The sequence below is a fragment of the Chryseobacterium sp. CBo1 genome, from assembly GCF_001693475.1.
Taxonomy (GTDB): Bacteria; Bacteroidota; Bacteroidia; order Flavobacteriales; family Weeksellaceae; genus Chryseobacterium; species Chryseobacterium formosense.
The window spans coordinates 25,524-45,109 of the sequence record NZ_MAUH01000023.1; the positions used below are offsets into that span (position 1 = coordinate 25,524).

Below are 19,586 nucleotides of genomic sequence, written 5' to 3' on the forward strand. Positions count from 1 at the left end.
TTAATATTTTAAATCTTTATCGAAGTCGTATTTCATGCCTTCATAGTTCAGAATTCTGCGCATTAATCCGATCTGTCCGCACAGATAATCTTCACGGCCGATGCACATTCCGACGAAATTCAAAACCGTTTCAGGAAAGAAATCGATGTTCATTCCCATCGGAAAAGCTTTGTCTAATTCTTCATCGGTTGCTTCCAGTAATTTCTGATAAACTAACGGCGAAATTTGATGAAAGCTCTCTTTCAACTGTTGTAAAGAGGGATAATTTAAATTTTCATCCAGTGCTTTTCCCTGAAAGAAAAAATCTTTGAATTCAAATTCTTCATTTAATCCTAATACATTTCCCATTGCGTAACGCATGTCAAGGAAATTCCCGACCATCCAGGTGATATGATTGGTTCTTCCTTCAATTCTTTTCAAGGCATCTTCTTCTGAAATTCCGTCAAGAACCATCAGAAAGCTCTGACTGTGACCTCGAAATGCAGGAATGATGATGTCTAGTTTTTTTGATTTTGGTGTATCCATTTGTTTGTTTTTCCGATTTTTATTTTTCCAACAGATTTCACCGATTTTCACAGATGATTGTGACTGGTTAATTTTTCTCGCAGATTTTGCTGATTACGCAGATGTTTAGGTTTACTTGCAAAAAATACTTGTGAAATTTGTGGAGAATATTGGTAATATTAGTGTTTAAATTATTCTGACGATAGTTGTTGAGAAGGATCTGCAAAGATCACATTCCAGCCGTGTCCGTTGATATCCCAAAAAGAATTTTGATACATCCAACCGTGATCCTGTGGTTCTTCATGCTGATAAGCTCCGTTGGCGACCGCTGCATTTACAATCTGATCAACTTCTTCCCGGCTTTCTAAACCGATGGCCACCAAAACCTGTGTAGTATCACCTTTCGGAACCGGTCTTTCTGAAAATGTCTGAAAATAGTCTTCCTGTAAAAACATGATCTGAATATTGTCGTTCATCATCACACAAACTGCTTTTTCATCAGTAATCTGTTCATTGATAGAGAATCCTACTTTTCTCCAGAATTCTCTTGTTTTCTGAATATCTTTCACCGGAAGGTTAACAAAAATTTGATTAATTTTCATTTTGTAATTTTTAAACTTAAAAATAATTATTCCGCCGGAAACTGAGAAGGATCAGCAAACATTACTTCCCACTGATGGCCATTCAAATCAGAAAAAGCGCTTTGATACATCCAGCCATGATCTTGTGGTTCACTGTAGGTAGAGCCCCCGTTTTCAACAGCCGTTTTTACCATACCATCTACTTCCTCACGACTGTTTACACCAATCGCAAGAAGCGTCTGAGTTGTTTCACCTTTTGCAACAGGTCTGTTTGTAAAGGTTTTGAAATATTCTTCCTTTAGAAACATCGTGTAAATATGATTTTCTTTCATGATTACACAAATAGCATTATCGTCTGAAAACTGTTCGTTTAGCGAAAATCCTAATTTCGTCCAGAATTCTCTTGTTTTCTGAACATCCTGTACAGGAAGATTGACATAAATCTGATTGATTTCCATTTTGTAATTTTTTTAGTGTTAAACTTTAATTCAAAATTACCAAGTCACAATGAAAATCAACTTGCCATAAGACAAGATTTAAATTTTCTTTGGATGTGAAACCAATTCTTTACGGATTCGGCTCAAGGAAGTGTCTGTCACACCAAGATAGGAAGCAATTTGTTTTAAGGGAGCAAATTGTATAACATGAGGTTTTTGCTCTAAAAGATTGAGATAACGCTTTGTTGCAGATAGCGTAAACATTTCTACTGAACGTTGTTTGTAGACGAAAAGCTGTTGCGACATCCATGCTCTTCCCCACTCCCTGAGATTCGGGATTTTATGGAATAATTCCTGAAAAGTTTCAAAATCGAATTTCCAACATTCGCAATAGGTAATACAGACAATGTTTTCCTGAGTCGGAATTCTCTGAAAAATTGAAGAAACTTCAATGATAATTTCGTTATCAACGAAAAAATTAGTTGTTACTTCATTTCCGTTAAAATCATTGACAAAAGAACGAACCAAACCTTTCTCCAGAATATAATATTCATTCGCCGTTTTTCCTTCTTCAAGAATAAAATCTCCTTTTTGAAAAATTACTTTTTCATGAGCATTAAATATCTCTTCAAGCTCTTCATCCAGAAAAAAAGGAAAATCATAGCAGATTTCTAAGGCTTTGCTGATCATCAAGTAAATGTTTTTTAAGGCTTTAAAAATAGAATTTTTATTGGAATTGATGAAAGAACTATTAAACAAAATGCTTATTTGTCTCAGTTAATTTTTGTGTAATCCTTTACATATTAGTATTAGAGGTTGTTTGTATTGGTTATAAATTATTAAACATTGTTAATTATTTATTAAAGCTATCTGTTTTGTCATTCTGAAAGCAGCAAAGCAGATTGAAGAATCTAATTAAAATACGAAGTCTAGATTCTTCCTTCGTCAGAATGACAAACTTTATGGATAAATTTTATGTAAGAATAAATTTGCTTGATTACAAAATTAAAACAAAGAAAGTTGAATTGGTTTTGGTAAAGCTGGTTTTTCTGCGTCTCCGAAAACAGTTTTTCCACCGAAGCGCCAAGAGTTTTGACGTTCTTCTTCAATCACATCATTAATGTCGAAATTAGGGGTGAAATTTTTCTCAGCTTCAGAAATTATGGTGTGAAGCTTATTAATAGACTGTAATTTGTCTGAATTTCCCAGTTTTGATTTTTCAATTCCTTTCTGTAAAATGGAAATCGTTTCATCATATACATTAATCGGGACAGGAAACGGATGACCGTCTTTTCCACCATGGGCAAACGAAAATCTCGCAGGATCTCGAAATCTTGAAGGGGCACCGTGAATCACTTCGCTTACCAAAGCTAAACTTTGTAAGGTTCGTGGTCCGACTCCTTTCAGTAATAATAATTCTTCGAAATTTTCAGGCTGGTTTTCTCTCGTCATATACAACAATGTTCCCAGTTTTTTTAAATCAACGTCGGAAGCACGGACATCGTGATGATTTGGCAAAATTAAATTCGCAAAATCCTGCATTATTTTTTCTGAATTGGTGTGGGAAATCTCTAAAATCCCTTTTCGATTTTCCTGAGCTTCATGTGCTGTTAAATTCAGGATATTTCCACGGTTGATTCCTTGGATTCCTTTATGTGGTGCATCGACAAAAGATTCCATATTTTCGGAATGCCAATGATAACGCCGTGCCGTTCCGTCAGAATCGTTCATTCCCTGCTGCACCACCGACCAACTTCCTTCATCAGACAAAATAAAATTATGCAAATACAGTTGATAACCATCCTGAATCGCCGTATTATCAACCTTTGCAGACAATTTGCTTGCCCGAACCAAATCATTTCCGTTAAGTCCGGTCTTATCGGCTATTATTAAAAGTTCATTTGGAGTTTCTTTTGAAAACCTTCCTTTTCCACCACAGATATACAATCCAAGCTCTTTAGAATTGGGATTAACACTGCGTTTTAAAGCACCCATCACGGAAGTTGTGATCCCTGAAGAATGCCAATCCATTCCCATCACCGCTCCAAAACTCTGAAACCAAAATGGGTCTGCCAATCTTTTCAACACTTCATTTTTTCCATAATCTGCTAAAATTACTTCAACAATGGAAAGTCCCAGAATAGACATCCTTTCATACAGCCAAGGCGGTACTTTGCCGTAGTGAAGAGGTAATGTTGCGGTTCCGGATCGTTTCATTGCTTAATTTTGGTTGTTGGTTGTTGGTTGTTGGTTGTTGGTTGTTGGTTGTTGGTTGTTGGTTGTTGGTTGTTGGTTGTTGGTTATGCAAAATTAAAGTCTTATGAATTAAAATCATAAGGCTTTAAGCATATTTTTATTTTTTAAATGCAAAAGATTCAAAAGAAACAATTGAAATAAATAGTAATTCAAAGTTTACAAAATATAAAAGTTATTTCTTTTGTAAGCTTTTGAACAGCTTTAAAGGCAATAAATTCTTTTGCTCCTTTTGCGGTAAAATTATCTCATTATAATTTAATGTTTTACAATTTCCTTCACAATTCCACCTTGAGGTTCTCTTACCGTTTGGGTAAAAATGAAAGCTTTAGGATCGATCGATCGAACGATATTTTGTAGTTTTCTTACTTCCAATCTTGTAACGATCGTGAAAATAATATCTGCATCCTGGCTTTGCTCAAAAGATTCTTTCATAAAACCTCTTTCTCCTCTGTAAACCGTAATTCCTTTATTCATCGTTAAAACCAATGCTTTTTTTATTTCTTCACTGTTTCCTGAAATGATCGTAACTCCGGTATATGCTTCAATTCCTTCAATCACATATTTGGTTATCTGACTTGCTACAAGGTACGTCATAATCGCATATAAAGCGGTTTCAAATTTAAGAAAAACAGTTGCGATGATAAAGATAATCACATTCATTCCCAAAATAATTTCAGTAATACTAAAACTGCTCTTTTTGAATGTTAATAATGCTAAAACTTCCATTCCGTCAAAAGTTCCACCACCACGCATGGAAAGTCCGATTCCTATTCCCATGAAAAATCCGCCAAATACAGCAACCAATAGTTTGTCGTGTGTCACTTCCGGAAAAGGAACGAAAAAAATGGTTACAATGATTAATAAAATCGTCAGAAAACTTCTGATGGCAAAGTGTTTCCCGATCTGAAAATATGCTAAAACGATGAAAGGAATGTTTAAAACTAATAAAATAACACCAAGATTCCAGTGGTAAACTTCGTGAAGTAAAAGTGAAATTCCCGTCACACCACCATCTAAAAAGTGGTTGGGAACAAGAAAAGATTTTAAAGCAAAACTTGCCGAAATTACCCCTAGAACAAGATAAATAATATCTGAAATGGTAAATAGCGGGCCATGTTTAGTTGCTGAGCTCATAAAATGATTAGTCGTTTTTTAATTTTGTTTTAATGATATTCAGGTTGTCCTGTTTTTTATCTTTTCTGCTATTAATAGCAGTTTTTGTGAAATAATGATGACTTTCCAGGAATTTCTCCTGCAACAAGTTCCAGTCACGCTCAGAATTGACGATTCCAAACATCGAAAGTTCCTCGAATAATTTATCTCCAATTACAAAGAAATCGTTTCTTCCCAAATAATCTAAATCGGCATCAGCTAAAATTTGTTCCAAATGATTATGCGGAGTCTGTGGAATTTTCGTTGCCATGATCATTCCTTTTATTTTATCGAGTTGCTCCTGAGAATAGCCATAATCTAAAAGATATTCAGCTGCAATTTCACAAGATTTTTCTTCATGATTTTTTGAACCAAATAGAAATCCTGTATCATGAAATAAAGCAGCTGTTTTCAGCAATAATAAATCTTCATCGTTTACACCTTCGGATTTTGCAATTTTTTCGACGGAATCAATGACATCCTTCACGTGCATTACGCTGTGATAAGAAAGATGCTCAGGAAGGTTTTCTTTGAGCCTGTTTAATATGATTTTTTTTAATTTTTCGTATTCCATATTTAAATAGAAAGTGTTTTTTTAATAATAATACTAATTTTTAAACGCAAAGAGCGCAAAGATTTTTTTTGAATACTGCATGTTTTTAAGTTCGCAAAGGCGTTCTACTCAGCAAAGACCACAGGGCTATTATATATTGTTTTTAATTTCCAATGCAAAGTACATATCCATATCACCTTTTCCTTTGGTGTGGATTTTTCCTCTGTATTCACAGACAATTTTATCTTTTACCAATTGGTAGGTATTTATTTTTCCTTTTTCGCTGTTCTGCTCCATTCTTGCCGCTGTGTTTACCGTGTCACCCCAAATATCGTAAGCGAATTTTTTCACGCCGACAATTCCCGCAATCAAAGAACCCGAGTTGATTCCAATTCTGATGTCTAAAACGTCAGGATTGGTCTTTTTTCTTTCTTCAATAAAATCTATAATATCCAAAGCGACCAAAACTGTTTTGTAAGCATGACATTCATTTTTAATGGGCAAACCACAAACTGCCAAATAAGCATCACCAATGGTTTTAATTTTTTCTAAACCATGTTTTTCCATGATTAAATCAAAAGCGGTAAAACATTCATTCAATTCAACCAACATTCTTTCAGCACCCATTTTTTCTGAACTCTGAGTAAAATTAACAAAATCTGTAAATAAAACACTGACTTCGTCATAATACTTGGCTTCTGAGCTTCCGTTCTCTTTCAGTTCTTCAGCTACTTCATGCGGAAGGATATTCAATAATAAATTTTCTGTTTTCTGCTTTTCTTTCTGCAGTTCAAAAGTTCGCTCGTCGACCTGTTGCTCAAGCAAATCGTTTTGATCCTGAAGTATCTGCTGTTTTTCCTGTTCCTGCTTTAAATTGATATCCGAAAGTCTTTTCACTTCATCCAACTGTCTTACCAAGCTCAAATTGGTAGATGCAAATTCCCAAGCCAAGTAAGCCGAAATTGAAATCGGAAAACTGATAAATATAAAGCCTAAAACATATCCCATAAAATCATCTCCGAAAAGCTGATCAGGATCAACAATATTTAAAGAATCTAAAATCTGAAAAATAATCAGCATAATAACGAAGAGAAAGAAAGTCAAAACTCCTCCCCCTACAATAAATGCAGATTTTTCTCTTCTGATCATTGCCCTTACAATCAGGTAAAAAGATTCTATTGCAGCAATAAATATGTAAAAAAACACGAAACTGACTGCAAGTGCTGCGCTGAAATAAAAGAGAATAAGAAACACTCCTGCAATACCGAGCATAATTTTCAGCCTAAGCTTGCTTTTTCCAAACAACGTATTGACAAAACCGGTTAGTGATGCGCCAAATACCACAATTGATAAAAATGACAGGAAAGAATATGTATTAATTTTATCCGGATCTGTCATTTCGTAAAATGCAAGCACCATATAGCTCAGCAAACCGATAGACAGATTGTATGTTGAGAAATATAAATTGTAAATCGCTTTCCGGTAAAATAAAAATAACAACAAATGAACAAAGCCGAGTGCGAAAAAAATACCGCAGATAAGCATGGCAACAAAATTAAATCCCTGCATCATCTCTACCTTCTCATCCATAAAGTCATTGGCAGCATTTAACTCTACATCTAATGCAACCGGGCTGTAATTAACTACCGTTTTTTTTGTTTTAGTGATCGGAAGAAATCGTATTGCCAAAACATTTACCCCGGTATCGTCCAAAGAAAACAGGGACGGAACTTCATTTTTGATCCTGAATTCAGTTGTTTTTGCATTCCCTATTTTGCCGATAGTTTCTATTTTTTTTCCGTTTAAAAAAATCTCCGAAGCACCAAGCTGACTGATATTGAAGCACAAAGATTCATTCACCATGGCAGAATCTATCTTAAAATAATATCTGATCCAGTGAGGCTGATCTTTATGATAAACTTTTTTAGAGGTAAAATTGATGTATTTCCATGCTGAATCATCAAAATCAGGTAAAGCAAAAGCAGGATTATCACCTTCATAAAACTTGCTTTCTTCTTCAATTGAAACTCCTTCTTTGATTTGCTTAGCGGTGAAAACTGTTGGTTTCTCAAATGAATTTTGCGCAAAACAGAAGTTCTGCAGTGCTGCAAATACAAAGAGTAAAGATATAATGAGTATATTTTTTTTCAAAATTTTATAATTTTAAGATGAAACCTGATTCACAAAATACATCTCCATTGCGCCTTTACCTTTGGTTTCTATTTTTCCTCTGTGCTCAAAAGTAAAGTGGTCTTTCACTAACTGATAGGTTGTTTCAGAAACATTCAGCTTTCCTAAAACACTGTTCTGTTCCATTCTCGCCGCCGTATTTACCGTGTCACCCCAAATATCGTAAGCAAATTTTTTCACACCTACAATCCCGGCAATCACAGATCCGGAATGAATTCCGATCCTGATATCTAAAGCATTTGGGTTGTCTTTTTTCCGTTGTTGAATATAAGAAAGAATTTCCAATCCTGCATCAACAGCATTTTTTGCGTGTTGCTCATTCGAAACAGGCAATCCACTTACTGCCAAATACGCATCGCCGATGGTTTTAATTTTTTCCAAATTATATTTCTCCATGATTCTGTCGAATTCGGTGAAACAATCATTAAGCTCAGCCAACATTTTTTCTGCACCCAATTTTTCTGAACTTTGAGTAAAATCAACGAAATCAGTAAATATTACAGTAACTTCATCATAATATTTGGCTTCAGAACTTCCTTTTTCTTTTAATTCCTCAGCAACTTCATGAGGAAGAATATTCAGTAAAAGATCTTCTGTTTTCTGTTTTTCTTTTTGCAACTCCTGAGTTCTTTCGTTTACCTGATTTTCAAGCAATTCATTTTGATTTTGAAGGATCTGTTGCTTTTCAAAAGACAGATTTTTTACCTGCTCAATCTGTAATTGAAGATTTTTATTATCATTGGCAGAACGCCATGCAAGAAAAGTCGAAAGCGTAAATGGAAGACTGAAAATAAAAATGATGAAAATGATAAAAACAGACATTTCACCTAAACTGTTTCCAGGGTTAATCTGTAAGTTACCGCCTGAATAAATTAAATAAAATACAGTACCAATAAGAACAATGAAGAAAAAAAGCAAACCAATGCCTATTATTCGTGAACCTGGTATTTTTTTTATAATTGCCCGAATTATAAGGTATAAAGCTTCTAAGCATACGGAAGTTATTATGAAAATAAATAATGGCTTTTCAAAACCGAATCCGATGCTTGGGAATAGTATTAAAAAACATAAAATCGCTGATAAGACGACTAAAATTTTAAATCTTAACCCTATTTTACCGAAAAGACTATTCAACATTACACTTAACAAAACAGCTGCACCCAAACCTGCAAAAGAACTAATGTAACCAAGTTGCGCATTCATATCAATATCGTCTGTTTCATAAGAGAAAAACCACGATAGCAAAAATACAGACATCCCAAAATTAAATAAGGAAAACAGTAGATTTGAACGGTCTTTTCTATAAAATAAAAACGCAAGAAAATGAATTAAAAATAATGTTAGAAAAATAAAAGCAATCCCCTGAATAAGTACTCCTCTCATGAGAATCTGGCTCATCATTACCGCGACCGTCGAATTGGGATTTGAAAGCGAAATCTGAAATCCTTTTATTATCTGCTCTGCAATAGGTTGCGTATTTTCGTATCTAACTGCAAGTATATGTGTACCCGCATCGCCACCATTAAGAATAAGCGGAAGAGTCGGGTTTACGTATTTTGCTTCTCCTTCTTTTGCAAATTTGCCATATCGTCTGATCAACTTTCCGTCCCAATAAATATCCATTGCAGCACCAGTTTTAAACTCTAAAGCGAGTGCTTGATATTCTGCAGTAGAATCTATGCAGACTACAGTTCTTAACCAAACGATGTCCTTCGGATTTTTCTTTTGAAGTTTTGAATTTACAAATTCATCAGTAAGCGAATTTTCCCATTTCGAATCATCTAAATTCTTACTTGCCCAGATTTTATGATCTCCGATTTTGAATTTCCATGGTTGATTGAGATTGATGTATTGATTTTCTTTAAAAAATTTATCAGTTATTAAAACACTGCACGAATCTACGGTCAGTTTTTGTGACGATAAAAATGATGAAATCAGAATGAAAAGAAATAAATAAATATTTTGCTTGTGTTTCATAGAAATTAGTTCAGTCTGATAATATTAAGATTCATTTACAAAATACATATCCATTGCGCCTTTACCTTTGGTTTCGATTTTCCCACGATACTCAAAACTAAAGTCATTCTTTATTAAATGATAGGTAGCTTCGGAAACATTTAATTTTCCTAAAGAACTGTTCTGTTCCATTCTCGCCGCCGTATTTACCGTATCGCCCCAAATATCGTAAGCGAATTTTTTCACACCGACAATTCCTGCAATCACCGGTTCCGAATGAATTCCGATTCTGATATCTAAAGCATTTGGGTTATTTTTTTTTCTTTGTTGAATATAAGAAAGAATTTCCAGACTTGCATTGACAGCATTTTTTGCGTGCTGCTCGTTGGAAACAGGCAATCCGCTTACTGCCAAATAAGCATCGCCGATGGTTTTAATTTTTTCCAAACCATATTTTTCCATGATTCTGTCGAATTCGGTAAAGCAGATATTTAATTCATTTAAAACTTCCTGAACGCCGATTCGCTCTGAATTTGCCGTGAAATTCACAAAATCGGTAAACAAAACGGAAACTTCATCAAAATGCTTTGCACTGGTTTTACCTTTCTCTTTTAATTCTTCAGCAACTTCGAAAGGAAGAATATTCAGAAGTAAATCGTCTGATTTTTTCTTTTCTTCTGCGATTTTTTTGTTGTCTTTTCGCTTTTGATTATATGAATATCCTGCAAAACCTAATAAGAGAAGCGACAAACCAGCTCCGACTGCCCAAATATTTTTCTGATTTTGAGAACTTTCTAACTCGGCTTTTGCGATGGCATCTTTTTTCTCCTGATTGATTCTGGCAATATTTTTTTCCTGATTGTACCTTAATGTAACCGCTTTTTGCTCTTCTTCGAATTTGATCTGAATTTCCTTTCTTTTTAGATCTTCTTCAAGGGCTAATCTTTTTCTCTCTTCCTTAGTTTTTGCAGCAGCCTGTTTCTTTTCATATTCAAAACGGAGTGCTTTTAATTCGATTTCCTTTTGAAGTTGGATGCGTTTGGTTTCTTCAATAACTTGTATGCGAAGTCTTTCATCATTAAGCTCTTGCTCTCCCTGAACTTCAGAAAGTGCTCTAATTTTTTGTACGCTATACGATTTCTCTTTTTGCTTTACTGTTTTATCTAAATAATAATAAGCTTTATTGTAATCTCCAAGCATTCCATAAGCATCTGAAAGTAAATTATAGTTATGTATAAGTACCCCTGATGTCATTTCATCTTTATTTGCCTCAATTTTTTCAAAATTATCTGATAGCTCTTTTGCAATTTTTTCTAATTCATTATACTTCGATTTATCAGTTTTTATGTTTATGCTATCTGTTTGCATCAACATTTTATACTTAATAGTTCCTAAGTAGGCTTTATTATAAAGATTAGCCTGAGCTGTATCCGGAATAATTTTAATCGCATTAAGAATATGTTCTTTCGATTCGGCAAGTTTATTTTCTCCAAATGCAATATGAGCTAATAAATTATAAGTATGAGAAAGAGAAGGAACATCTTTTATTTTTGTATAATAATCAAATGACTCTTGAGCATAATTTTTTGCTTTAGCAAACTCTTTCATATTCATATAGTTCGCTCCCAAAGTACGTTTGATAGCATAAATATCTTTCTCTCTGCCTTTCTGATTCTCATAAAGCTTTATTGCTTTTTCAAATTCCTCAACACTTTTTTTATTGAATCCTACTCCCCAATAAATGCCTCCCAAGTAAGCATGCACGTCTCCTAACTTTTCTGGAAATTCTTTTTGAATAAAATGCAGGTAATCGTTTGTAACATTGAATGTTTTAGCATAATCATACTTTCTGTAATAATATAAAGAGATGATAGTTTGATAGGTTTCATCAATTTTCTGCGTGCTTACTTTTTCACCTATTTTATAGAATGTAATATTTCTATTATAATAATCCAGTGATTTATCGTAGTTTTTATTGCTGTATTGAAAAAAACCACCAATATCATTTAGGCGCACCTTATTTTCCAAAGTCAAATCATTATAATACTTTTCAGCATTTTTGAAATGTAAAATTTCTAAGTCTTTTTTGTTGAGAGCATGGTAAATACCAACTAAATTTAATTCTATGTTTCCGATTTTAGCGCGATCATTCATCCTTTCGTAAAACGGCAACATCTTATTCGTATAAACAACAACACTGTCTAATTTTTTTTCATTTGAATAAGTGGCAATTATTTTCCTTCGAATTTCTTGCTTTTCGCTGTCACTACTGGTTTTTTCTATTTTTTTCTTCAATTCTAAAACCTCTTTAGAATCTTGTGCCTGAGAAAAGAAAATCCCAGAAAATAGTGAGTATAAGACAAGAACTGGAGTATATCTATTTTTCAATGGCTGGTTATTGCGTTGATGCACAAAAATAAAAAAATCATTCTGTTAAACAACAGAATGATTTCAATTTATTGAGAAATATTTTTTACTATTTCAAAGCGGCCAAAGCAGCCTCATAATTAGGCTCGTTAGCAATTTCAGAAACTTGCTCGGTGTAAAGCACTTTATTGTTTTCGTCAGTTACAATTACAGCGCGGCTTAAAAGGCCCTTCATCGGAGAATCTGTGATCGTTACTTCATAATCATCACCGAAACTTCCTCTGAAATCAGAAAGTGTTTCCACATTATTTAAACCTTCAGCAGCACAAAATCTTGTCAATGCAAAAGGAAGATCTTTAGAAACATTAATAACAACAGTGTTTTCAAGATTTGAAGCTTCTTCATTGAATTTTCTTGCGGAAGATGCACAAGTCGGTGTATCGATACTCGGGAAAATATTGAATACCTTTTTCTTTCCTTCGAAGCTTTCAAGAGTTTTCACATTCAGGCCAGAATCTACCAATGCAAAATCCTTTATTGTAAAACCAACATGAGGAAGGCTACCCAATGTGTTTACCTGATTTCCTTTTAAAGTAATTGTAGACATAATTTAAATTTTTAAAGTTTCTCAAATTTATTCAAATTTCAAGTGTTTTTGTTTGAAATAAAGGTTAAATAATTCTTAAAGTGGAAAATCTCATTGATTATTAAAGTGGAAAAAATTAAAATTTAACTAAATTTGTGAATCTTAAAATTAAAACAATAAACTAACATCATAATGTCAGAAAAATCAAAAATCTATTACACCCTTACGGATGAGGCTCCAATGTTGGCGACACACTCGTTTTTACCGATTGTAAAAGCATTTACAAAATCAGCAAACATCGAGATTGCAGTTCCGGATATTTCTTTGGCAGGAAGAATTTTAGCAAACTTCCCTGAATTTTTGAATGAGAATCAAAAAATAGGTGATGCTTTGGCTGAATTAGGTGAATTGGCTACTCAGCCTGATGCAAACATTATCAAATTACCAAATATTTCAGCTTCTGCACCTCAATTGGATGCTGCTATCGCTGAATTGCAAGGAAAAGGTTTTGCAGTTCCAAATTATCCCGCTGAACCTAAAAATGATGAAGAAAAAGCAATCAAAGCTAAATATGCTAAAGTATTAGGAAGTGCTGTAAACCCTGTGTTAAGAGAAGGAAATTCTGACAGACGTGCTCCAAAAGCCGTTAAAAACTACGCAAAAGCAAACCCTCACAGAATGGGTGATTGGGCTTCTGACAGCAAAACTGACGTTGCTCATATGGAAACTGGAGATTTCTACGGTACAGAAACATCTACAACGCTTGAAAACGCTACAAAATATAAAATCGTTTTCAAAGGAAATGACGGTGCTGAAACTTTATTAAAAGATTTTGCAGGTCTTCAGGCCGGAGAAGTAATCGATTCTTCTGTAATGAACTTAAATTCATTGAAAGCTTTCGTTCAGCAAGCGATTGACGAAGCTAAAAACAGAAACGTTCTTCTTTCTGCTCACCTTAAGGCGACGATGATGAAAATCTCTGATCCAATCGTATTTGGAGCTATTGTTGAGACTTTCTTCAAAGATGTTTTCGCTAAATATGCTGAGACTTTTGATTCTTTAGACGTAAATCCAAACAACGGTCTTGCAGATCTTTTTGATAAAATAAAAGGAAACGCTCAGGAAGCTGATATCAAAGCTGATATTGAAGCTGCTTTGGCAAACGGACCTAGAGTGGCGATGGTAAATTCTGACAAAGGTATTACGAATTTCCACGTTCCATCTGATATCATCGTTGATGCTTCTATGGCTGCTTTGGTAAGAGGCGGAGGAAAAATGTGGAACAAAGAAGGGAAAGAAGAAGATACAGTTTGTATCATTCCGGACCGTTCTTATGCAGGTTTCTATCAGTCAGTTATTGATGATATGAAAGCTCATGGAAAATTAGATCCTACTACAATGGGTTCTGTTCCAAACGTTGGTTTGATGGCTCAAAAAGCTGAAGAATACGGTTCTCACGACAAGACTTTCCAGGCTTCTGCTGAAGGAACTATTGAAGTTCAGGACGAAAACGGAAACGTTCTTCTTTCTCAAAAAGTTGAAGCGGGTGACATTTTCAGAATGTGTCAGACTAAAGATGCTCCAATCCAGGACTGGGTAAAATTAGCAGTAAACAGAGCAAGATTATCTGATACGCCTGCCATTTTCTGGTTAGATAAAGGAAGAGCACACGACAGAGAAATGATCAAAAAAGTTGAAAAATATTTAGCTGATCATGATACAAATGGTCTTGACATCAAAATTCTTGACGTAAAAGATGCAATGACGGAAACTTTAAAAAGAGCAAGAGAAGGAAAAGACACCATTTCTGTTTCAGGAAACGTATTGAGAGATTATTTAACGGATCTTTTCCCAATTCTTGAACTTGGAACTTCTGCTAAAATGCTTTCTATCGTTCCATTAATGAACGGTGGTGGTTTATTCGAAACAGGAGCTGGAGGTTCTGCTCCGAAACACGTTGAGCAATTCGTAGAAGAAGGTTATTTAAGATGGGATTCTTTAGGTGAATTCCTGGCTTTACAGGCTTCTTTAGAGCATTTAGCACAAACTCAAAACAATACAAAATCTCAGGTTTTAGCCGATGCATTGGATGAGGCTAATGCTAAATTCTTAGCTACCGATAAGTCTCCTGCAAGAAAGGTTGGACAAATCGATAACAGAGGTTCTCACTTCTATTTGGCAATGTATTGGGCTGAAGCTTTAGCAAACCAAACTGCTGATGCTGAATTGGCTAAACAATTTGCTCCAGTTGCCGCTGCAATGCAGGAAAATGAAGATGTAATTAATTCAGAATTAATTGGTGCTCAAGGTAAACCTCAGGATATTGAAGGATACTACAAAACTGATAAGTACAAAACTTACGCAGCAATGAGACCAAGCACAGTTTTAAATGAAATTATCGACGGAATTTAATTTTCAGATTTAATATAGATTGAAAGCTCCTTTTTTAAAGGGGCTTTTTTTAAGTAGTAATTTTTAAACGTCCCGTTTGTCATTCTGACGAAGGAAGAATCTAGGCAAAGTATTATTTTAAGTTTTGGCTAAAGCCAATTGATATTATGTAAAAATTTAAACAGGCTAAAGCCCGTTCCTATTGATATTTAAATTCATTATCAATAAAACCATTATTAAGCATTTGTTTATAAAACTAAATTTTATCCTCCACAATCACTCTTCTATGCTCCCTTCCCCAATTAATCATTTCCGAAATAATATTCCCGAAAGTTCTGCAATACCCGGTCGGTTCATATTCAATTAAAACAGGAGTTTCTGGATAAACGGTTCGCTTTACCAGCTTATTCATTTCCATTTCTTTCAACTCTTTTGAAAGCATTCTTGTGGTAATTCCGGGGATGCTTCTTTCTATTTCTCGGAAACGTCTGTTGCCATTACAAAGTGAATTAATGACAGGAATTCTCCACTTTCCGCCAATGAAATAAAGGGTATCTTGTAAAGCTCTAAGCTCTTCTGTCTGATCTCTTTCCATGAGTGCAAAGTTAAATGATATAATTGATGATACTGATATACTCTGTGATACTGATTACAAAAGTATACCAATTTGAGATAACTTTGTCAAAAATTTTAAAGCAATGAATAAGTTTAATAACAAATTAGCCATCATAACCGGTGGGAACAGCGGAATTGGATATGCTACCGCTAAAGAATTAATCGCAGAAGGAGCGAAAGTAATCATCACCGGAAGACGAAAAGAAGCCATTGAAAAAGCAGCAGAAGAATTGGGAGCAATTCCGTTTGCGGCAGATCAGGGAAAATTGGAAGACATTGAAAATTTGAAAACAGAAGTTGAAAATCAATTCGGGAAAGTTGATATCTTGTTTATCAATGCAGGAATCACCGGAACTTTAGACTCTATCGAAAATATGAGTGCGGAAAATTTTGATAATGTGATGGATATTAATTTCAGAGGAGCGTATTTCACTTTAAGCAAATTTACTCCGCTCTTGAATGACGGTGCTTCTGTTGTCTTTTTATCATCAAATGTAGCAACAACTTCCAAACCCAACAGTTCGGTTTATCAGGCAAGCAAAGCAGCACTGAATTCAATTGCAAAAACAGCCGCTGCAGAATTGGCGCCAAGAAAAATCCGAGTCAATATGGTAAGTCCGGGACCTACGAAAACGGAAATTATGACTAAAGCAGGATTAGACGAAAAAACTTTGAAAGGTCTTGATGCTTGGCTGACCGATTTAATTCCTTTAAAGAAAATGGGAACTGCTGAAGATGTAGCAAAAGCAGTTGTTTATTTATCGGATAATAATGTAGCGAGCTTCATGACAGGAACTGAAATCCTTATCGATGGCGGAATGATTTTGTAGTTTGAAAATACGAAAAAAATCCCATGATTTAAATCTGATTTAAAATAAATCCTCCTTTATTCGGGAGGATTAATCGTATAAAACTATGTCTAAAAGTTCCAGGTATTTGAGATTAAAACAACTATTAAACATGTGCCTTTCTTAATTTAATCATACTTAAAATAAATAGTCCTAAAATTCCCAATACGAAATATCCTTCTGCTACTTCCAGCTGAACCTGAGGTTTGATGATCGCAACAATTCCGTAACTGATGGTGGATGTGATGATAAAGGCAATTCCGCCTGTTAAACCACCTGCAATCCCTGCTGAATTCGGGAATCTTCCGATACAGTAGGAGAAATAATTATTAAAGATAAAGCCGGCTGTCACGTGAATTACAAAAGCAAATGCCACCAGACTGTAAATATTATTTGAAAAATAGGATGCAATAAACATCAAGACAATTAAAAATAACTGAATGAAATTAGCATAACGAATTTTGGGTAAAAAAGCTTTATTAATCAATGCTTTTCCTAAAAAACCACCTGTCATCCAAGCAAATCCGAGGATTAAAGAAACATAACCTGCAACCACTTCAGAATAGCCCATTTTATGTTCAATAATGAAAGATCCGCACAGATTGAAAAACATAATCATCGAATAACTCAGTCCGCACATTACCATTCCATAAAAGAAATCTTTGGCTTTAAACATGGAGTTGTATTCTTTCAGCAAAAATTCAATGTGGAAAGGATTTCTTTTCTTCAAAGTTTCGCCTGAAAAAAAGAATTCAAGAATAAGAAGAATTAAACTGTATCCTGCCAACACATAAAAATTCGACTGCCATCCGAAAATTTTCTGCAGATAACCTCCAATAAATGGCGCGATAATTGGACCGACCGACCAGACGATCGTCATAATGCTTAAGTAATGTTTCCGCTCGTCTCCTTCGTAAACATCCACAAAAAATGCCCTCTTAGAAACCACTGCAAATCCCGACAAAATACCCTGCAACACACGCATCGCATAGATTACAAATAAGTTCTGAGTGGTTGCAGTAATAATGAATGAAACGACAAATAATGCCAAAGAAGCCATGGAAACCTTGTACCTTCCAAAAGAATCGACAATACTTCCTGCAAAAAACTGCGTTAAACCATAACTAATCAAAAATATCGATAAAGTAAGCTGAATATTACTTTCCGGCTGATGAAGTTCGGTTGCCATACTCGGCATCGAAGGCAGATAAATATCGGTTGCAAGACCCGACATTGGAATTACGGCAAATGCAAGAATGGTTGCTAAAAATTTGTTTTTCTCTTTTAACATCTTCATAGAAATTTCAAGCGACAAAAGTCCGACATTTTTTTGCTGTTAATGCTGTTTTAAGATAAATAAATCTTAAATATTCGATATTTAAATTCAATCGGAAAAGACTGTTGATTTCCTTATCTTTTTTCTCTAACTTTATCTCATTACCAAATCTACCTATGGAAATTTTCATCATCATTCTTCTCATTCTCCTCAATGGGATATTTTCAATGTCGGAAATGGCATTGGTCTCTTCCAGGAAATTCAAACTCAACAGCATCAAAAAAAGAGGAAACTCCAATGCTAAAACAGCAATTAAGCTATCTGAAAATCCGAATAAATTTCTTTCTACTGTTCAGATCGGCATTACGCTTATCGGTATTTTGCTGGGAATTTATTCCGGAGATAAACTTACCGCCAATTTTGCAAAATACATTTCTCAATTTGAGGTTTTTTCTGAGTATTCCAAAGGTATTGCTTCTGTTTTAATTGTTGCCTTCGTAACCTTTCTATCCATCGTGTTTGGTGAATTGATTCCTAAAAGATTAGGTTTGAAATTCCCTGAAAGAATATCTATCTTCATTGCAAAACCAATGTATTGGCTTTCTGCAATCACTTCGCCTTTTGTCTGGCTTTTAACGATTACGAACGAAGGAATCTTAAAACTTTTCGGAATTAAAAATGATAAAAAAGAAACCGTCACCGAAGAAGAGATTAAATCAATCATTAAAGAAGGAAATGAAGGCGGGATTATTGAAGAAAAAGAACACGATATTCTTAAAAATGCATTTGCTCTGGGTGACAGAAAAGTAAATTCTCTGGCAACGCACCGTTCAAGAATTGTAGCTCTTGATGCAAATGACGATTACGAAACCATTAAAACAAAGATTAAAAGCTGCTCCTACTCTACCTATCCTGTAACTGATGGAAACAATCTCGACAATATCATCGGAATTGTAAAAATGAAAGACCTTTTTGATTTTTCGCAACAGAATTTTTCGTTGAAAGAACATCTAAAAAAAGCTGTCTTTGTGAGCGAAACCTCATTCATTTACCCACTTTTGGAAAGTTTTCAGAACAACCGATCACATACTGCCATTGTCATCGATGAATACGGAACAACCAAAGGAATTATTACACTGAATGACATTCTTGATGATCTGGTTGGAAATATTCCCGACGGAAGTGATAATGAGCCTGAAATTATTAAACGAAATGAAACTTCATGGCTTATCGACGGAAAATGCTCCATTCATGACTTTAAAAAATACTTTAATATCGAAATTGATCAGGAAGTTGAAAAGAAATTTGTGAGCGTTTCAGGATTGTTTTTTCATGATTATGATGATATGCCCAAAACCGGCGACACGGTGAAAATCGGAAATCTGCTTTTAGAAATCGTAGATAAAGACGGAAACCGTGTTGATAAAATTTTAGCCAGCAAAATTCTGAACGTTGATGAAACTATTTTGAACGAATAACTTAATTTAAATCATTATAAATTATTTTAAAATCTCTTAAATCTTCTCTGCATAAAATTTTAATTTGTAATTTTAAAGAAGAGTTTCACCAATAAACATCAGAAATTATGGAAAATATAACGTTTGAAATAACACCTTATCAGGACGAACTGCAATTATTAATTGACGGTAAAAAGGTCGGTTACATGTCGATTTCTGTTGACGGAAGACTCCTCAATGTGTATTATACCAAAATCAACGAAGATCTTGAAGGTCACGGTTATGCAAAATTGCTTTTGGATAAATTGGTAAATTATGCCGAAGAAAAAGATCTGATGATCGATCCGGAGTGCGATTTTGTAAGACAGCAGCTTGAAAATCATCCGAAAAGATATAAAGGAATCTGGCATGAATAAA

At 34.5% G+C, this 19,586-nt stretch carries 17 protein-coding genes; 4 read left to right on the forward strand and 13 right to left on the reverse strand.

The window, feature by feature from the left end; all coding sequences use genetic code 11:
- From BA768_RS12730 to tpx, 11 genes are all read right to left on the reverse strand, one after another.
- Positions 1–525 carry a hypothetical protein gene (locus BA768_RS12730; protein ID WP_065721181.1) on the reverse strand — a complete coding sequence of 175 codons (525 nt, stop codon included), beginning with the start codon at positions 523–525 and terminating at the stop codon, positions 1–3.
- Positions 526–695: 170 nt separating this feature from the next.
- Positions 696–1,106: a VOC family protein gene (locus BA768_RS12735; protein ID WP_065721055.1), complete on the reverse strand. Its 411-nt coding sequence runs from the start codon at positions 1,104–1,106 to the stop codon at positions 696–698.
- A gap of 26 nt (positions 1,107–1,132) precedes the next feature.
- Positions 1,133–1,543: a VOC family protein gene (locus BA768_RS12740; protein ID WP_065721056.1), complete on the reverse strand. Its 411-nt coding sequence runs from the start codon at positions 1,541–1,543 to the stop codon at positions 1,133–1,135.
- A gap of 78 nt (positions 1,544–1,621) precedes the next feature.
- A complete protein-coding gene (locus tag BA768_RS12745) occupies positions 1,622–2,212 on the reverse strand; it encodes a Crp/Fnr family transcriptional regulator (protein WP_065721057.1) in 591 nt (196 codons plus the stop codon).
- A gap of 315 nt (positions 2,213–2,527) precedes the next feature.
- Complete coding sequence (locus tag BA768_RS12750) at positions 2,528–3,739, reverse strand: DUF763 domain-containing protein (RefSeq protein ID WP_065721058.1); 1,212 nt, start codon at positions 3,737–3,739, stop codon at positions 2,528–2,530.
- Positions 3,740–4,033: 294 nt separating this feature from the next.
- Complete coding sequence (locus BA768_RS12755; RefSeq protein WP_065721059.1) at positions 4,034–4,912, reverse strand: YitT family protein; 879 nt, start codon at positions 4,910–4,912, stop codon at positions 4,034–4,036.
- A 7-nt stretch (positions 4,913–4,919) separates the two neighbouring features.
- The gene (locus BA768_RS12760) at positions 4,920–5,504 is read right to left on the reverse strand and encodes an HD domain-containing protein (RefSeq protein ID WP_065721060.1); all 585 of its coding nucleotides are present in this window, start codon (positions 5,502–5,504) and stop codon (positions 4,920–4,922) included.
- A gap of 129 nt (positions 5,505–5,633) precedes the next feature.
- Positions 5,634–7,634, reverse strand: a complete 2,001-nt coding sequence (locus tag BA768_RS12765; protein WP_065721061.1) for an adenylate/guanylate cyclase domain-containing protein — start codon at positions 7,632–7,634, stop codon at positions 5,634–5,636.
- Between the two features lie 12 nt (positions 7,635–7,646).
- Complete coding sequence (locus tag BA768_RS12770; RefSeq protein ID WP_065721062.1) at positions 7,647–9,650, reverse strand: adenylate/guanylate cyclase domain-containing protein; 2,004 nt, start codon at positions 9,648–9,650, stop codon at positions 7,647–7,649.
- A gap of 24 nt (positions 9,651–9,674) precedes the next feature.
- Positions 9,675–12,017 (reverse strand): adenylate/guanylate cyclase domain-containing protein, encoded by a 2,343-nt coding sequence (locus BA768_RS12775; RefSeq protein WP_065721063.1) that lies wholly within the window; start codon positions 12,015–12,017, stop codon positions 9,675–9,677.
- An 88-nt stretch (positions 12,018–12,105) separates the two neighbouring features.
- The gene (gene tpx, locus BA768_RS12780) at positions 12,106–12,603 is read right to left on the reverse strand and encodes a thiol peroxidase (RefSeq protein WP_034678475.1); all 498 of its coding nucleotides are present in this window, start codon (positions 12,601–12,603) and stop codon (positions 12,106–12,108) included.
- 171 nt (positions 12,604–12,774) lie between these two features.
- Here tpx and BA768_RS12785 point away from each other — a divergent pair, with 171 nt between their 5' ends.
- Positions 12,775–14,994 (forward strand): NADP-dependent isocitrate dehydrogenase, encoded by a 2,220-nt coding sequence (locus BA768_RS12785; protein WP_065721064.1) that lies wholly within the window; start codon positions 12,775–12,777, stop codon positions 14,992–14,994.
- Between the two features lie 235 nt (positions 14,995–15,229).
- On the opposite strand, the gene BA768_RS12790 is transcribed toward BA768_RS12785, so the two are convergent.
- Positions 15,230–15,568 (reverse strand): winged helix-turn-helix transcriptional regulator, encoded by a 339-nt coding sequence (locus BA768_RS12790; protein ID WP_047477576.1) that lies wholly within the window; start codon positions 15,566–15,568, stop codon positions 15,230–15,232.
- Positions 15,569–15,671: 103 nt separating this feature from the next.
- Here BA768_RS12790 and BA768_RS12795 point away from each other — a divergent pair, with 103 nt between their 5' ends.
- Positions 15,672–16,418 (forward strand): SDR family oxidoreductase, encoded by a 747-nt coding sequence (locus BA768_RS12795; RefSeq protein ID WP_065721065.1) that lies wholly within the window; start codon positions 15,672–15,674, stop codon positions 16,416–16,418.
- A 124-nt stretch (positions 16,419–16,542) separates the two neighbouring features.
- Here the strand turns inward: BA768_RS12795 and BA768_RS12800 are convergent, their stop codons facing one another.
- On the reverse strand, positions 16,543–17,727 hold the full coding sequence (locus BA768_RS12800; RefSeq protein ID WP_228388416.1) for an MFS transporter: 1,185 nt from the start codon (positions 17,725–17,727) through the stop codon (positions 16,543–16,545).
- Between the two features lie 161 nt (positions 17,728–17,888).
- Between BA768_RS12800 and BA768_RS12805 the strand changes: the two genes are divergently transcribed.
- Together BA768_RS12805 and BA768_RS12810 are read left to right on the forward strand one after the other, a co-directional pair.
- The gene (locus tag BA768_RS12805) at positions 17,889–19,190 is read left to right on the forward strand and encodes a hemolysin family protein (RefSeq protein ID WP_065721067.1); all 1,302 of its coding nucleotides are present in this window, start codon (positions 17,889–17,891) and stop codon (positions 19,188–19,190) included.
- A gap of 107 nt (positions 19,191–19,297) precedes the next feature.
- Positions 19,298–19,585 (forward strand): GNAT family N-acetyltransferase, encoded by a 288-nt coding sequence (locus BA768_RS12810; protein ID WP_065721068.1) that lies wholly within the window; start codon positions 19,298–19,300, stop codon positions 19,583–19,585.
- The last annotated feature ends 1 nt before the right edge of the window (position 19,586 follow it).